This window comes from Streptomyces netropsis (assembly GCF_014203545.1).
GTDB lineage: Bacteria > Actinomycetota > Actinomycetes > Streptomycetales > Streptomycetaceae > Streptomyces > Streptomyces netropsis.
Window position 1 is genome coordinate 418,792 of the sequence record NZ_JACHJG010000002.1, and the last position, 15,203, is coordinate 433,994.

General features: G+C 70.9%; 11 protein-coding genes and 1 pseudogene. 6 read left to right on the plus strand and 6 right to left on the minus strand.

Annotation, left to right across the window (positions count from 1 at the left end; all coding sequences use genetic code 11):
* Positions 1-184: 184 nt before the first annotated feature.
* On the minus strand, positions 185-1,276 hold the full coding sequence (locus FHS38_RS06675; RefSeq protein WP_184731744.1) for a PP2C family protein-serine/threonine phosphatase: 1,092 nt from the start codon (positions 1,274-1,276) through the stop codon (positions 185-187).
* Between the two features lie 231 nt (positions 1,277-1,507).
* On the opposite strand from FHS38_RS06675, the gene FHS38_RS06680 reads away from it, so the two are divergent.
* Positions 1,508-2,269 carry a thioesterase II family protein gene (locus FHS38_RS06680; protein ID WP_184731746.1) on the plus strand — a complete coding sequence of 254 codons (762 nt, stop codon included), beginning with the start codon at positions 1,508-1,510 and terminating at the stop codon, positions 2,267-2,269.
* 34 nt (positions 2,270-2,303) lie between these two features.
* On the opposite strand, the gene FHS38_RS06685 is transcribed toward FHS38_RS06680, so the two are convergent.
* Positions 2,304-3,086 (minus strand): VOC family protein, encoded by a 783-nt coding sequence (locus FHS38_RS06685; protein ID WP_184731748.1) that lies wholly within the window; start codon positions 3,084-3,086, stop codon positions 2,304-2,306.
* Between the two features lie 317 nt (positions 3,087-3,403).
* On the opposite strand from FHS38_RS06685, the gene FHS38_RS06690 reads away from it, so the two are divergent.
* Positions 3,404-3,823 carry a CBS domain-containing protein gene (locus FHS38_RS06690; protein ID WP_184731750.1) on the plus strand — a complete coding sequence of 140 codons (420 nt, stop codon included), beginning with the start codon at positions 3,404-3,406 and terminating at the stop codon, positions 3,821-3,823.
* Between the two features lie 50 nt (positions 3,824-3,873).
* On the opposite strand, the gene FHS38_RS06695 is transcribed toward FHS38_RS06690, so the two are convergent.
* Positions 3,874-4,434, minus strand: coding sequence for a GNAT family N-acetyltransferase (locus FHS38_RS06695; protein ID WP_184731752.1), 561 nt, complete (start codon positions 4,432-4,434; stop codon positions 3,874-3,876).
* 171 nt (positions 4,435-4,605) lie between these two features.
* On the opposite strand from FHS38_RS06695, the pseudogene FHS38_RS06700 reads away from it, so the two are divergent.
* Both FHS38_RS06700 and FHS38_RS06705 read left to right on the plus strand, forming a co-directional pair.
* Positions 4,606-5,905: pseudogene (locus FHS38_RS06700) on the plus strand (MbnB/TglH/ChrH family RiPP precursor modification enzyme).
* A gap of 200 nt (positions 5,906-6,105) precedes the next feature.
* Complete coding sequence (locus FHS38_RS06705; protein ID WP_184731754.1) at positions 6,106-6,801, plus strand: polysaccharide deacetylase family protein; 696 nt, start codon at positions 6,106-6,108, stop codon at positions 6,799-6,801.
* A gap of 21 nt (positions 6,802-6,822) precedes the next feature.
* On the opposite strand, the gene FHS38_RS06710 is transcribed toward FHS38_RS06705, so the two are convergent.
* On the minus strand, positions 6,823-9,099 hold the full coding sequence (locus FHS38_RS06710; RefSeq protein WP_184731756.1) for a family 2 encapsulin nanocompartment cargo protein terpene cyclase: 2,277 nt from the start codon (positions 9,097-9,099) through the stop codon (positions 6,823-6,825).
* A 223-nt stretch (positions 9,100-9,322) separates the two neighbouring features.
* On the opposite strand from FHS38_RS06710, the gene FHS38_RS06715 reads away from it, so the two are divergent.
* A complete protein-coding gene (locus tag FHS38_RS06715; protein WP_184731758.1) occupies positions 9,323-9,646 on the plus strand; it encodes a nuclear transport factor 2-like protein in 324 nt (107 codons plus the stop codon).
* Here FHS38_RS06715 and FHS38_RS06720 read toward each other — a convergent pair.
* Positions 9,637-11,652, minus strand: coding sequence for an ABC transporter ATP-binding protein (locus tag FHS38_RS06720; RefSeq protein ID WP_184731760.1), 2,016 nt, complete (start codon positions 11,650-11,652; stop codon positions 9,637-9,639). The two genes, FHS38_RS06715 and FHS38_RS06720, sit on opposite strands and share 10 nt — an antisense overlap.
* A 78-nt stretch (positions 11,653-11,730) precedes the next feature.
* On the minus strand, positions 11,731-13,482 hold the full coding sequence (locus FHS38_RS06725) for an ABC transporter ATP-binding protein (protein ID WP_184731762.1): 1,752 nt from the start codon (positions 13,480-13,482) through the stop codon (positions 11,731-11,733).
* 354 nt (positions 13,483-13,836) lie between these two features.
* On the opposite strand from FHS38_RS06725, the gene FHS38_RS06730 reads away from it, so the two are divergent.
* Positions 13,837-14,868, plus strand: coding sequence for a GDP-mannose 4,6-dehydratase (locus FHS38_RS06730; RefSeq protein ID WP_130880881.1), 1,032 nt, complete (start codon positions 13,837-13,839; stop codon positions 14,866-14,868).
* Positions 14,869-15,203 lie beyond the last annotated feature (335 nt).

Genomic DNA, 15,203 nt, shown 5'->3' on the forward strand with positions numbered 1-15,203 from the left:
GGGCGGGGCTCCGACAGACGCACACCGTCGCCGAGGGCGACTGGAACGCTCGGTGCCGACCGCACCACCGGGTACGTGCCGCGGGGACAGCGAGCCCACCCGGTGTCCGGCCGCGGGCGAAGCTCTCGGCAGGACGGGGGCGGACGGGACGGCGGGTACGGGTCCCTGCGGGATCCCGCAGGTGTCACTGCTCGCGCCGGACGACCAGCAGGGCGGCGTCGTCGGAGAGTTCGCCGCCCGCGTAGGAGAGCAGATCGGCCACGAGGCGGTCCGCCATCGCGTCCGGGGCCAGCTCCGGCAGTCGGGCGAGCCGCTCGGTCAGGGGGTAGAAGACGCCGGACGCGTCGCGCGCCTCGGTCACGCCGTCGGTGTACAGCACCAGCAGATCGCCCCGCTCGAAGACGAACCCCCGCCCGTCGTACGGGCCCCCGATCAGGTTGAGCAGGCCCAGCGGCGGCTGTGGAACGGGCGTCTCCACCTCGGTCACCGTGCCCGCGCGCCGCAACAACGGCGGCAGGTGGCCGCAGTTCACCAGCTCGGCCGGGCCGCCGTTGTCCGGCACACCGACCAGCGCGGCGGTCACGAACTCCTCGCTGGGCGGGCGCCGCCCCAGGGCGGCGTCGAGCCGGCGCGCCACCGTGGCGAGATCCGCCTCGACCTGGGCGACCTCACGGAAGGTGCCGAGCACGTCGGCCGCGGCGTCCACGGCGGACAGCCCCTTGCCCCGGACGTCGCCGATGATCAGCCGGGTCCCGAAGGGCGTGGCCAGCGCCGCGTACAGATCGCCGCCCACCCGGGCCTCGGCCGCGGCCGCCAGATACCGCACCGCCACCCGCAGTGTGCCGATCCGCTCCGGCAGGGGCCGCAGCAGCGTGCGCTGCGCCGCCTCCGCCACGGAACGGGACTGGAGCAGCTCGCGCTCCCGCGTCGCCACGAGCACGACGTTCGCGGTGCTGACACAGGTGATCGCCAGGACGGTGAAGCCCGCCGTCAGGTGTACGGCGAGCGACACATCGGGGTCGGCCCGCGCGAGCAGGGGGACGAGCGCCAGGGCGAACAGCCCGGCCGCCAGGGGGACCCGGGCGCGCCGGGTGCCGATGCTGGCGAGCACGGGCGCCGTGGCGAGCACGGGGGAGAGCGTCCACTGCGGATTCGTGGCCAGGTCCGTCGCGACGGACGCGGCGAGGAGCACGTAGGCGGCCACGACGAGGCGGTGTGCGCGGCGGGGGAGCCGCGAAGCCTCGGGCGGCCTGTCCCGGCCTGGGGCGAGCATCATGATTGTTCTCCACCCTAGGCACTTCGCCCCCGCTCGCAACCCGACCGCCGCCGGATGCCGGGCGCACGGGGCCCGTCCGGCCCGCACTTGGTAAGTAAGGTTCCGTTTCCGGTCCCGTCGCTTACCGCCCCGGCCCCGTACCGTTGATCACGAACTCGCCATACTGGCGTTCGGGTCCGCCCTCGCGCACCGGCGGGCCGACGGCGACGAGAACAGGAACCCACCGCTCTGATGACCGACAACAAGCTCGACAACATCATCCGCCCCCGCCCCGTCCAGGACCCCGAGCTGCGCCTCTTCGTCCTGCACCACGCCGGCGGCTCGCACGTGCCGTTCCGGAGCTGGGCCCGGCTGCTGCCGGCCGAGTGGGAACTGTGCCTGGTCGACGCGCCCGGCCGCATCACCCGTCCCGGCCAGGCCTGCCGCAGCGCGGCCGAGCTGGCCGAGCGGTTCCTCGACGACTTCCGGCCCCTGATGGACCGTCCGTACGCCCTCTTCGGGCACAGCATGGGCGCCATCGCCGCGTACGAGAGCGCCCTCGCCGTGCACGAGCGCGGGCTTCCCCTGCCGCAGTGGCTGGGGCTCTCGGCCATCAGCGCCCCCGAACACCACCCCAGGGGCTCCCGGCGTTTCGCCCTGCCCGACGACGGGCTGCGCGAAGCGGTGATGCGGTTGGGCGGCACGCCTCGCGAGGTGCTGGAGGACCCCGAGCTCTGGGCGTTCCTCTCGCCGATCCTGCGGGCCGACTTCGAACTCGCGGAGACCTGGCGTCCGCGCCGCGACGCCCCCGCCCTGCCGATCCCCCTGTCGGTGTTCGCCGCGGACGCCGACGCGGGCGTCCCGCTGTCGCGCACGGAGGGCTGGGCGGCCACCAGCACGCGCTTCCTCGGCACCCGGGTGTTCAGCGGGGACCACTTCTACTTCCAGCCCGATCCGTCCGCGCTCATCGACGCCGTCGTGGCGGGCATCCGGGCCGCGGCGCCCGTCCACTGACCCGTCGGTCCGGCTCCCCTTCCGACGCGTCCCGTCAGGGCGACTGCGGGGGTTTCGGCTCGATCACGGCGAAGGGGGCGCCGAACGGGTCGGCGAGCCAGGCCATCCGCCCGATGTCGGGGGTGTCCATGGCGGGCATGAGGACCGTGCCACCGTGGTCCACCGTCCTCGCGACGGCCGCGTCCGCGTCCTCGACGGCGAAGTAGGGCAGCCAGCGCGGTTCGTTGCCGTCCTCGAGCGGAGCGACACCGCCGAACGTCGCGTCCTGCTGGTCGCCCTCGGCCGACGAGAGCACGGTGTAGGTCATGCCGGGGACCGCCATCCGCTCGCTCCGCCACCCGAACAGGGAGCGGTAGAAGGCCTGGGCCGCCTCAGGATCCGGGCTGTGCAGCTCCGTCCAACACAGCGTGTCGGGCTCCGAGGCCGCTTCCAGCCCCTTGACGGAGCCGGGTTGCCAGACGGCGAACTCGGCACCGCCCGGGTCCGTCAGACAGGCCATCCGCCCGGCGTCCATCACGTCGAACGGCTCGACGCGAACGGTGCCGCCGCCCTGCTCGGTGGCCTTCGCGGTGGCATCGGCGTCCGGGGTCCGGAAATACACCGTCCAGGCGGCGTTCGCGCCCTCCTCGGTGAGCGGTCCGAGAGCCGCGACCGTCCGGCCGTCCTTCTGGAAGAAGCCGTAACCGCCTGCTTCGGGCCCGGCCGACCGGAAGTCCCAGCCGAATACCGAGCCGTAGAACGCGGCCGTCGCCTCGGTGTCGGGGCTGCCGAGGTCCAGCCAATTGGGTGCGCCGGTCACGAAGTCAGTGGTGAGCATGGTGGTGCGCTCCTTCGACGGATCCGCGCCGGGGGCCGTCTCCCGCGGGCGCGGTGATTCGGTGTCTCCCCGACGTTTTTCAGTCTGGCACCGGCCACCGACGGCCGCGCGGGCTCGGGGGGGCTCGGGGGGGCTCGAGGGGGACTCAGGGGGGGAGGGGCCCGGCCGCCCGGGTGCCGCCCCTGAACGGAGGGCGCCGCCGTTCGCGGCGGAGGGCAGAGGCGGCGACGATGGAAGGGCCGTGTGCGTCAGCCGCGGCGACGTCCGATCGAACCCCCGGCGCGCACCCGCGCCGCCGGTGGGAACAGGAGGCAACCATGACCACTGCCAAGGACATCATGCACGAGGGCGCGCAGTGGATTCCCCGTACGGAGACGCTGGACCGCGCCGCCCAGCTGATGCGTCGGCTGGATGTGGGCGCCCTGCCGGTGAGCGACCAGAACGACCGGCTGTGCGGGATCGTCACCGACCGTGACATCGTCGTGAAGTGCGTCGCTGCCGGTCACGATCCGTCCCACATCACCGCCGGCGACCTGGTCGAGGGCACCCCGCGCTGGATAGACGCGAACGCCGACGTCTCCGAGGTGCTGGAGGAGATGGAGAGCCACCGCATCCGCCGGCTGCCGGTCATCGAGAACAAGCGCCTCGTCGGCATGATCAGCGAGGCGGACCTGGCCCGGCACCTCTCCGACGACCAGATCGCCGCGTTCGCCGAGAAGGTCTACGCGGTGCGGTAGCCGCGCGCCGGGGGCGACCGCCGGGATCCCGTGGCCGCCCCCGGCCGCGATCAGGCTCCCGAGGAGGCGGCGCGGCCCTCGCCGCCGGGCCGGGTGTCGTCGGTCAGTTCCTCGGCGAGGAGATCCATCAGCAGCGCGTCGTGCCACGTGCCGTCCGGCCCCCGCTCGTAGCGGCGCATGATGCCGACCGGACGGAAGCCCACCTTGCCGTAGCAGCGGATGGCCGCCGCGTTGTCGGCCGCAGGGTCGATCACCACCCGGTGGTGGCCGTGATCGGTGATCAGATGCCGGGTGAGGGTGCGCACGGCGTCGCTCCCCACGCCCCGACCGTGCACCGCCGGGTCCACATAGATGTCGATGTTCGCGTGGCGGTAGTCCGGATCGGTCTCGGCGGACCACTGGATCGCACCGGCCACCTCGCCGTCGTACTCGATCACCAGCGTGTGGTCGCCGGGGTAGGCGAGGTCCTCGGCCACCGCGGCGGCCAGGTCCTCGCCCCCGCGCCACCGCTCGTACACCTCGGGCTTGGCACGGATGGCGGCCAGCGCGGGAACGTCGGCCGACGTCGCCGGGCGTAACACGACAGCGGTTCCGTACAGACTCTTCTGCATGTCCGAGAACGCTAGTCCAACCTGCGCCCGGACCTGCTGATGCCAACATCACACCGACGTTTCCGCGCCTCGCCGAACAGGCATTCATATGATGCGACAGGGGGCATTTTTCCCCCGGATCGTTTCCCCCGCGCGAGCGGTAGCGCGCGGGAGCACGGGGGCGGGGGACCCATGGGGCATTTGGGCACGGGCATCGGCTGGCGCCCGGAGATCGCCGACGACATCGCGCGGCTGCCGGACGTCGACTGGGTCGAAGTCGTGGCGGAGAACCTCTGCCCGGGCCGTCTCCCCGATCCCCTGGAACGGCTGCTCGCACGCGGCACGACCGTCGTCCCGCACGGCGTCTCGCTCGGCCTCGGCGGCGCCGAACGACCCGACCCGGCCGGGCTGGTCGCCCTCGCCGAACTCGCCGAGGAGCTCGACGCCCCGCTGGTCAGCGAGCACATCGCGTTCGTCCGGGCCGGCGGCCCGCTGACCGCCTCGCCGCGGCTCGAAGCCGGGCACCTGCTGCCCGTGCCACGCACCCGCGACGCCCTGGACGTGCTGTGCGCGAACGTGCGGATCGCACAGCAGGTCCTGCCCGTACCGCTCGCGCTGGAGAACATCGCGGCGTATCTGACCTGGCCGGGCGAGGAGTTGACCGAAGGACGGTTCCTCGCCGAACTGGTCGAGCGGACCGGTGTGCGGCTGCTCGTCGACGTCGCCAACCTCCACACCAATCACGTCAACCGGGGCGAGGACCCGGCCGCGTTCCTGGACGAGGTGCCGGCCTGGGCCATTGCCTACGTCCACGTGGCGGGCGGCTTCGAGAAGGACGGTCTGTGGCACGACAGCCACGCCCATCCGGTGACCCGGCCCGTGCTGGACGTCCTCGCCGAGCTGTGCTCCCGCGTCACCCCGCCCGGTGTGCTGCTGGAGCGCGACGACGACTTCCCCGAAGCGGGCGGGCTCGCCGCCGAACTCACCGCGATACGCGGCGTGCTCCACGAGGCCCACCGTGTCTGAACCCCCGCGTCGTGTCCCCCACGGGGAAGAGCCCGACATCGACGCCGCCCGCCGTCGGCTCGCCCACGCGCAGACCGAGCTGCTGTCCGCGCTCGTCGCGGGCGGCCCGACGCCGGACGGTTTCGACCCGGGGCGGCTGCTGGTGCAGCGGCGGGCGCTGGTCGCCAAGCGCGCGGACGTCGTCAGCAAGGTGGCACCCGAGCCGGCGGACATCCTGGCCGGGGACTTCCGGGACCTGTTCTTCGACTACGCCCGGACCCGCCCCATGACCGACAGCTACCGCCGGGACGCGACGGACTTCGTCCGGCACCTCCTGGACGCCGGCCGACCGCGGGACGCCGAGCGGCGAGAGCTGCTGACCGCCTGGTGGGAGGAGCGGACGACACCGCGACCCGCCCCCGGCCGTACGCCCGTTCGCCTCGGCCGCCTGGTGTCGGCCCTGCGCACCTCACGCGCCGCGCGCTGAGACGCACCGAGACGAGCGCCGGCCCGAAGGGAGCCTGCTCCGCCTCGAGTTCGGGCTGCGGCGGAAGCGGCTGTTCCTGACCCGAGCGTCCATGTATCACCCGCTCGGCCGAGTGTTCATTTGCGCGGGGGTGCGGCCACTGCCAGCCTGAGGCGGTGATCACCGGCAGTCCGCCCCGTCCCTGTCGTCACCCCCGGCCCGTGACGGCCGCGATCGCCGTGATGGCGGCGCTGTCGGCCGTCCTCGCGGTCTGCGCGGCCCCCGCCAGCGCGGCGGCGGGCTACGACGTCGAGCGGTGCGGCAATACCTCCGGCCGGGTGCTGCTGACGCTGGACGACTGGTCCGTCGAGGACCCGGACCGGATCGTGCGGGCCGGGGACTTCCTGCAAGGGCGCGGTGTCCGCGCCGCGTTCTTCCTCGTCAACAACTACGCCGAGCGCTACCCGCGGATCACCGCCGCCCTGCGGCGCCAGGGCCACTGGGTCGGCAACCACTCCTACTCCCACCCGCATCTGCCCGCCCTGACCGAGAATGCGGCCCGCGAGGAGATCCGCAACGGGCTGCGGAGCACCTTGCTGCGACCGCCGTTCGGTGACTACGGGCCGCGTGAGACGGCACTCGCGGCGGAGCTCGGGTACCGGATCTGCACCTGGACCCTGGACACCCGGGACTGGGTGAAGACCGGTGAGCAGTTCCCGGGCCCGGATGTCCTACGGGCCCGGGTGCGGGAGGCCCCGGCGGCGGTCAAACGCAGCGGAGTCGTCCTGGGGCATCTCTTCACCCGCTTCCCCGACGCCCTGCCCGGCATCGTCGACGACCTTCACGGCCAGGGCTACCGGCTGTGCCGGAACAGCGGACCCACCACGGAGAACATCCGCAACCCCCTGGACTGCTGAGCCCCCGGCCCGGGGGCCCGGTCAGCCCCGGGCCCCCACCACCGCCGTGGGCGGGTGGAACGGCGTCGTGATCCTGGCGGCCGAGGTGCCGAGGCCCGTGGGGCCGCCCCACGTCGGTGCCGGCGGGGCGTTGTGGCGGAGCAGGTCGACCTCCGCGTACCGCCGGCAGCCCTGGTGCCAGGTCAGGATTCCGGACAACCAGTGCTTGAGCTCCTCGGCGTAGCCCGTCAGTGTCGCGCGGGCCTCCTCGCCCATATGGAAGTCCTCGAAGAGCGCGGGCAGTTGGACGGCGACGATGTGCTGGAACTCCCGCATCCGGGAGGTCATCAGATCACTCACGATGCCGAGGGCCTCCTCGGTCCCGCAGTTGAAGAAGTTCTGCACCACGAGGACGGCGTTGTGGATCTCGCCCTCGAACTGGATCTCCTTCTGGTACGAGAAGACGTCGTTCATCAAACAGGCGTAGTCCTGGGCCGCGTTCTCCATCGCCTTGACGGGCCGTGCCTGGTAGACCTCCGGCGGCACGGTGTGTCCGTGGCCGATGCGGGACAGGCTCATGGTGAGGTCCGAGCCGAAGGTCTGGCGGCGCATCTCGATGTAGTCGACGGGCTCGGGGATGCGGTTCTGCTTCTGGTTGGACAGCTCCCACAGCCAGCTCTCCAGCATGACCCGGACGCCGTCCTGGAACGTTCGACGGTCGCCGGCGTCCATCGGCCCCGCCGTGCGCGGCCACAGATCGGCGAGACCGCGCTCCAGCGGGTTCAGCGGGGCCGGCGCCGGGGCGAGGTCCAACGGCATGAACCGCAGCAGCCGTTCGTGGCAGGCCTTCGCGGCCTCCAGGTCCGGGGTGCGGCCGAAGAACACCGGATAGTAGTCGTCGGCGTAGGTGCCCCAGGTGAGCCAGTCCGACGTCAGATCGAGTTCCCCGGGGGCCGCGTCGGGGTCGATGCCGGCGGCGCACAGGGGGAGGTCGATGTCCTTGAGCTTCTCCTCGTCCCAGAGGGCGGATCCGGGGACGCCCGGGACCGCGTCCAGGATCCCGACGCGACGGCTCCACTCGACGTTGTGTCGCCGGGCGGCGTCCAGATGCGGGCTCAGCCGGGTCGTGTAGGGCATGAGGAAATCGGGGTGCGGCAGCGGGCCGACCTGCTGGAAGGGGATGTGCGTGTGACTCCTGAGCCTGGCGGGGACCGAGGCCGCCAGCGAGACCAGGGCCCGCGCCGCCGAGGTGCCGAGGCCGGAGGGGCCGGCCGGCAGGGCCGCCGCGGTGGCCGTCGGGGCGGGGGAGTGCGCCGGGGCGTCGCCCGAGGCGCCGTTCATGTACCGGCTGGAGCGCATGTGCCACTCGTGCCCGCCGGACTGCCAGTCCTGGAGCCCCTTGACGTAGGCGAAGACGTCACCGTATGCCGCCGGGTCGAGCCCGTGCTCCTGCAGGAGCGGCGCCACCTCGGTGAGCGCGGTGTGCTCGAACTGCTGCAGGCGGGAGGTGAGGAGGTCGTTGACGGCGTCCGCCGCCTCCTGGGTGCCGCAGTCCAGGAACTTCTCCAGCACCAGTACCGCGTTGGCCAGCTCGCCCTCGCTCTCGGTCTCGCGCTGGTACGAGAAGAGGTCGTTGCGCAGGTGCACCCCGTCGGCGAAGGTGTCCTTGAGGACCCGCATCGGCCGGCTCGCCGCGACGGCGGCGGGCACCTCGGCGCCGACCGCGTGCTCGACGAGGTTGGCGGACCAGGGGGCGCCGCCCACCTTGCGGCGCATCTCGATGTACTCGACGGGGTTGGACACCCGGCCTTCATTGATGTTGGCGAGCTCCCAGAGGGACTCCTCCAGCAGATGCCGGGTGCTCTCGTGGAAGCGGCGGCGCCAGTCCCGCGACATCGACGGGACCGTCCGGGCCCACAGCTCCGCGAGCCCCTCCTCGACCTGGTTGGTCGGTGTCGCGGGGGTGTCCACCGGGTCGACGGGCATGAAGGCGGGGAGCCGGTCGAGATAGGCCTTCGCGCCGGCCGTGTCCCGGCTGCGCTTGAAGATGTCCAGGAAGTGGTCGTCGAAGAAGAACACCCAGACGTACCAGTCGGTCACCAGGGACAGCTCCGCGGCCGAGGCGTCCGGATGGGTGTACGCGCAGAGCAGGGCGTAGTCGTGCGAGTCGAAGTCCGACTCGTCCCAGATGCCGGATCCCTCGATCATCTTCATGTCGCGGGCCCACGCCTTGGAGTGCTCGCGGGCACTCTCCAGATGAGGGTTCAGACGCGCCGGATACGGCATGTAGAAGGAGGGGAGCCGGAAGGGATCTGACATCGTGCACGGCCTTTCGCGTGGCCCGGACCAAATCGCCCCTCACGCTAGGCGGCCGGGCCGCGAAGAAAGATGGGGTAAGTCATCTTTCCCCTCAATAAGGTGAATGCGGCGATCGCCTCGCTTAACGATCTTGTGAGTGGGGTGTGCGTGGTCCCGTGGCCGGAACCCCACCCCGTGGCTACCGTTCGAGGCATCCGCCCGGCACGACCGAGGAGCAGCCCCGATGACCATCCCTCCCCAGAACCTCAGCGACCCCCTGGTGAGATCCCTGGCCCTCGCGATCAACGCCGGTGACCGGGAGGGCTTCCTGTCGCTGCTGACCGACGACGCGACCCTGTCCGACGACGGCTCCGACCGTGACCTCCAGCAGTGGATCGACAAGGAGATCTTCACCTCCGGGGGCCACATCGACGTGCAGTCCGAGTCGGACGGCGGCCGCTCGCTGATCGCCGACTTCCGCAACGACACCTGGGGTCAGATGCGCACCGCGTGGAGGTTCGACATGGCGGACGGCAGGATCAGCCGCATCGAGACCGGTCAGGCCTGACTGGCCGGCTCACCCGCCTCACCCGACTCCTGCCCGGGCGCCAGGGTGCGCGAGGCGTACATCCGCGCGTAGGTGCCCGCGTTCCCGATCAGCTCCTCGTGCGTGCCCCGCTCGATGATCCGCCCGGCCTCCATGACGACGATGACGTCGGCGTCCCGGATGGTCGAGAGCCGGTGCGCGATGACGAAGCTGGTGCGGCCCGCGCGCAGCGAGTTCAGCGCCCGCTGGATGAGGACCTCCGTGCGGGTGTCGACCGAACTCGTCGCCTCGTCCAGCACCAGGATCGCCGGCCCGGTCAGGAACGCCCGCGCCACCGTGATCAGTTGCTTCTCGCCGGCGCTGACGCTCGACGTCTCGTCGTCGAGCACGGTGTCGTACGCGTCGGGCAGGGTCCGCACGAAGCGGTCCACACAGGTGGCGCGCGCAGCGGCCACGATCTCCTCGCGGGTGGCGTCGGGGCGCCCGTACGCGATGTTCTCGGCGATCGTGCCGCCGAACAGCCAGGCGTCCTGGAGGACGAGACCGATGTTCGCGCGCAGCTCCTCGCGGGTCATCGCGGCGATGTCCGTGCCGTCCAGCAGGATGTGGCCGCCGTCGACCTCGTAGAAGCGCATGAGGAGATTGCCCAGCGTGGTCTTGCCCGCCCCGGTCGGACCGACGATCGCCACGGTCTGGCCGGGCCGCACGGTGAGCGACAGGTCCTCGATCAGCGGGGTGTCCGGGGTGTAGGCGAACGACACCCGCTCGAACTCCACGTGCCCCTCGACCCGTTCGGGCCGCGCGGGCCGCTTCGGGTCGGGGCCCTGCTCGTCCGCGTCGAGCAGCGCGAAGACCCGCTCGGCGGACGCTGCGCCCGACTGCAGCCGGCCCGCGACGCTCGCCGCCTCGACGATCGGCCGGCTGAACCCGCCGGAGTACAGGATGAACGCCTGCACCTCGCCGATCGACAGCGATCCGCTCACGACCCGCAGCGCACCGACGACGGCCACGACGATGTAGCTGAGGTTGGCGACGAACATCATCGACGGTTCGATGGTGCCCGACACGGACTGCGCCTTCGCGCCCGCCCGGTACATGGCCTCGTTGTGCTCGTCGAAGGCCCGCTCCGCCAACTCCCGCCTGCCGAAGCCCTTCACGAGCGAGTGCCCGCTGTACATCTCCTCGACATGGGCGTTGAGCGTCCCGGTGGCCGCCCACTGCGCGGCGAACTGCGGCTGTGCCCGCTTGACGATCAACGTGGCCAGCAGCGCCGACACGGGCACGCCGATCAGCATGATCAGGGCCAGCAGCGGCGAGATCACGAACATCAGGACCAGCATGCTCAGCGTGGAGAACACCGCGGTGATCAGCTGGCTCAGTGACTGCTGGAGGGTCTGCTGGAGGTTGTCGACGTCGTTGGTGACCCGGCTCAGCACCTCGCCCGGCGGATTGCGGTCGAAGTAGCTGAGCGGCAGGCGCGCGAGCTTCTCCTCCACCCTCTCGCGCAGATCGAACACGACCTGCTGGACGACGGCCGTGGCCAACCACCCCTGCAGGAGCGTGAACAGTGACGCCGCGGCGTACAGCGCGAGGACGACCAACAGCAGCCGTCCGACCCCGTCGAAGTCGATGCCCTGACCGGGCACCACGTCCACCGTGCTGAAGACATTGGCGAGCGAGTCGTGGCCCTCGGCGCGCAGCCGCTCGACGACGGCGGCCTTCGACTCCCCGGTGGACACCTGCTTGCCGACGACACCGGCGAAGACCAGGTCCGTGGCATCACCGAGGAGCTTCGGGCCGAGGGCGTTCAGGGTGACGCCGACGATCCCGAGGCCGAGCAGCACGGCGATCCGCCCGCGCTGCGGGCGGAGCAGTCCCAGCACCCGGCGGACCGTACCGCGCGGGTCGCGTGCCTTCTCCGACGCCTCGGTGCCCTCCGGCGGGGTGTCCTGCCCCCCGTCCGGGACGGCTTCGGGCTCCCGCGGTGGTGTGCCCGGTGCCGCGCCGACCTTGACCGGGGGAGTCATGCCGCCCCGCCTTTCCTCTGGGTTCCGGGGGGTTGGGGTGACCCCTGGCCTACGAGCGCGACGGCGCTCCCGCCGCTGTCACGGCTGTGTCGCCGCACCGGCGGCCTCCTCGCTGGTGAGCTGGGAGAGCGCGATCTCGCGGTACGTGGTGCTGTGGCGCATCAGCTCCTCGTGGGTGCCGGTGCCCACGACGCGCCCGGCGTCGAGGACCACGATGCGGTCGGCGTGCCGGACGGTGCTGACCCGCTGGGCGACGACGACCACCGTCGCCCCGGAGATCTCGGGGGTGAGAGCCGCCCGCAGCGCGGCGTCCGTGGCGTAGTCGAGTGCCGAGAAACAGTCGTCGAAGAGATAGACGTCGGGCCGGCGCACCAGCGTGCGCGCGATGGACAGCCGCTGTCGCTGCCCGCCCGAGAGATTGGTGCCGCCCTGGGCGATCCGCGCGTCCAGGCCGCCGGGCATGCGCTCGACGAATTCCCGGGCCTGGACGATCTCCAGTGCGCGCCACAGTTCCTCGTCGGTCGCCCCCGGGCTGCCGAACCGCAGATTGCTCGCCACGGTGCCGGAGAAGAGATAGGGCTTCTGCGGTACGAAGCCGATGGTGCGGGAGAGGGCGTCGGCGTCGTACGCGCGCACGTCGACGCCGCCCACCAGGACCGAACCGCCCGTGCGGTCGAACAGCCGCAGCAGCACGTTCAGCAGGGTCGTCTTGCCGCTGCCCGTACTGCCGAGGATCGCCACCGTCTCCCCGGGCCCGGCCGTGAGGTCGATGTCCCGCAGCACCGGCTCCTCCGCCCCCGGATAGCGGAACTCCACGGCACGCAACTCCAGGCGGCCGACGTCCGAGCCGGAGTGGACCGGTGTCGCGGGAGCGATGACGCTCGGTTCGGTGTCGAGCACTTCCTGGATGCGTTCGGCGGACACCCGCGCGCGCGGTGCGGCCAGGAAGACGAACGTCACCATCACGACCGACATGAGGATCAGACCGAGATAGCTCAGGAAGGCGCTGAGCGAGCCGAGCTGCATCGACCCGGCCTCGATCCGGCGGGCGCCGAACCAGATCAGCCCCACCATGAAGGTGTTCATCACCATCATGACGAGGGGGAGCATCATCGCTATCAGCCGGGCGACGCGCAGCGACAGCGCGGTCATCTCGGCGTTCGTCCGGGTGAACCGTTCGCGTTCGTGGGTGTCCCGCACGAAGGCCCGCACCACCCGGACCCCGGTGATCTGCTCGCGCAGCATCCGGTTGACCTGGTCCACGCGCTGTTGCATCAGGGCGTACCACGGGCTCATCCGGGTCAGGACGAGCGTGAAGACACCGGCGATCACCACGACGATCGCCACCAGGAACATCGACAGCGGCACGTCCTGACGCAACGCCAGCAGCACACTGCCGACGCACATGATGGGTGCCGACACCGCGATGCCGAAGGCCGACTGGGCCAGCGCCTGGACCTGCTGGACGTCGTTGACCGTTCTGGTGATCAGCGAGGGGGTGCCGAACCGGCCCACCTCGCGGGCGGAGAAGTCCAGCACGCGGCGGAAGACCGCGGAGCGCAGATCCCGCCCGAGGGCCATCGAGGTGCGGGAGCCGAGGTTCACCGCGCCGATCGCGCAGGCGATCTGCGCGACCGCCACGACGAGCATGACGCCGCCGATCCGCCAGATGTAATCGGTATCGGCCTTGACCACGCCGTTGTCGATGACCGCGGCACCGAACATGGGCAGCAGCAACGTGGCCAGGACCTGCACCAGTTGAAGCAGCACGAGGAGGGTGACGGAGCGGCCGTAGGGGCGCAGGCGGGCACGCAGGAGTCTGATCAGCACCGAACTCTCCGGACGGCAGGGCCGGCGGACCGCCGACCCGCCCAGTCCATCGCACAACACACAGGAGAATCCCTAGTGTTCACCCCACGGGCCGCTCCCGGGCGTCGGCCGATGGTGTGCCCGCGGGGTCCGAGTCTCGCAAATTCCCTAGTGTGTCGGCATTTTCTTGACACTGCCGTCGGGCGACTGCGAGCGTGCGGTCGCATATATCGGCCGGACAGAAGCGCATTCGGTGCCAGTTCATCGACCGGTCATTCTTCCGGTGCGTTCACCGTCGGACTTTCGCATGTTCCGCTCCCGTGGTGGGACAGCTCTGCGTGGGGGCGGTCTGTCCGGGGGAGAGAAGGGGATGACATGTCCAGGCGCGCGTTGATCACTGGGATCACCGGACAGGACGGTTCTTACCTGGCGGAACACCTGCTCTCGCAGGGTTACCAGGTATGGGGATTGATCAGGGGACAGGCCAATCCGCGGAAATCGCGGGTGAGCCGTCTGGTCTCCGATTTGTCGTTCGTGGACGGCGATCTCATGGATCAGGCAAGTCTCGTATCGGCCGTGGACACGGTGCAGCCGGACGAGGTGTACAACCTCGGCGCGATTTCCTTTGTGCCGATGTCGTGGCAGCAGGCCGAACTGGTCACCGAGATCAACGGCATGGGTGTCCTGCGGATGCTCGAAGCCATCCGCATGGTGAGCGGGCTGAACGGCTCCCGCCACGCGGGCGGTGGCCAGATCCGTTTCTACCAGGCGTCCTCCTCGGAGATGTTCGGCAAGGCCGCCGAGACTCCGCAGAGCGAGACCACCAGGTTCCACCCCCGCAGCCCGTACGGCGTCGCGAAGACGTACGGGCACTTCATCACGAAGAACTACCGTGAGTCCTTCGGGATGTACGCGGTGTCCGGGATGCTCTTCAACCACGAGTCCCCGCGCCGTGGCGCGGAGTTCGTCACCCGGAAGATCTCGCTGGCGGCCGCCCGCATCAAGCTGGGCCACCAGAAGAAGCTGGACCTCGGGAACCTCGACGCCGTGCGTGACTGGGGCTTCGCCGGCGACTACGTCCGCGCGATGCACCTCATGCTCCAGCAGGAGGAACCGACCGACTACGTGGTGGGAACCGGCCAGATGCACACGGTCCGGGACGCGGTGCGCTATGCCTTCGAGCACGTGGACCTCGACTGGAAGGACTACGTCTGCGTCGACCCCGCCCTGGTGCGTCCGGCCGAGGTCGAGGTGCTGTGCGCGGACACCCAGCGGGTCCGCACCGAGTTGGGCTGGGAGCCGACCGTCGACTTCCCGCAGCTGATGCACATGATGGTCGAGTCCGACCTCCAGCAGGTGTCCCGTGAGCACGAGTACGGGGACCTTCTGCTGGCCGGCAGCTGGTAGCGGCCGCACAGCGGCACACCACGCCGGTGCGGCACCGGCCATCAGGACCAGCAACAGACAAACAAACAGACAAGCAACAGGCAAGCAGCAGACAAAGAGGCGTCAAGAAGACCGACGCGGCGTGACGCGTACCCGCGTCCCGCCGCGTCGTCGCGACGAAGCGCCGCAGAACTAGGGATTTCTTGCCGACGTCCCGACGAGACTCGCCTCATGGCATTCCGCGGACGCGGATGCCGCGAGTCTCGTCGCCCCGGGCCAAGGACGTGCCTGCCGGGTGACGTTCGGGCGGCGCGATTCAGGTTCGGCCACTGGCTGTCGAGATTGGTTGAGTTGAG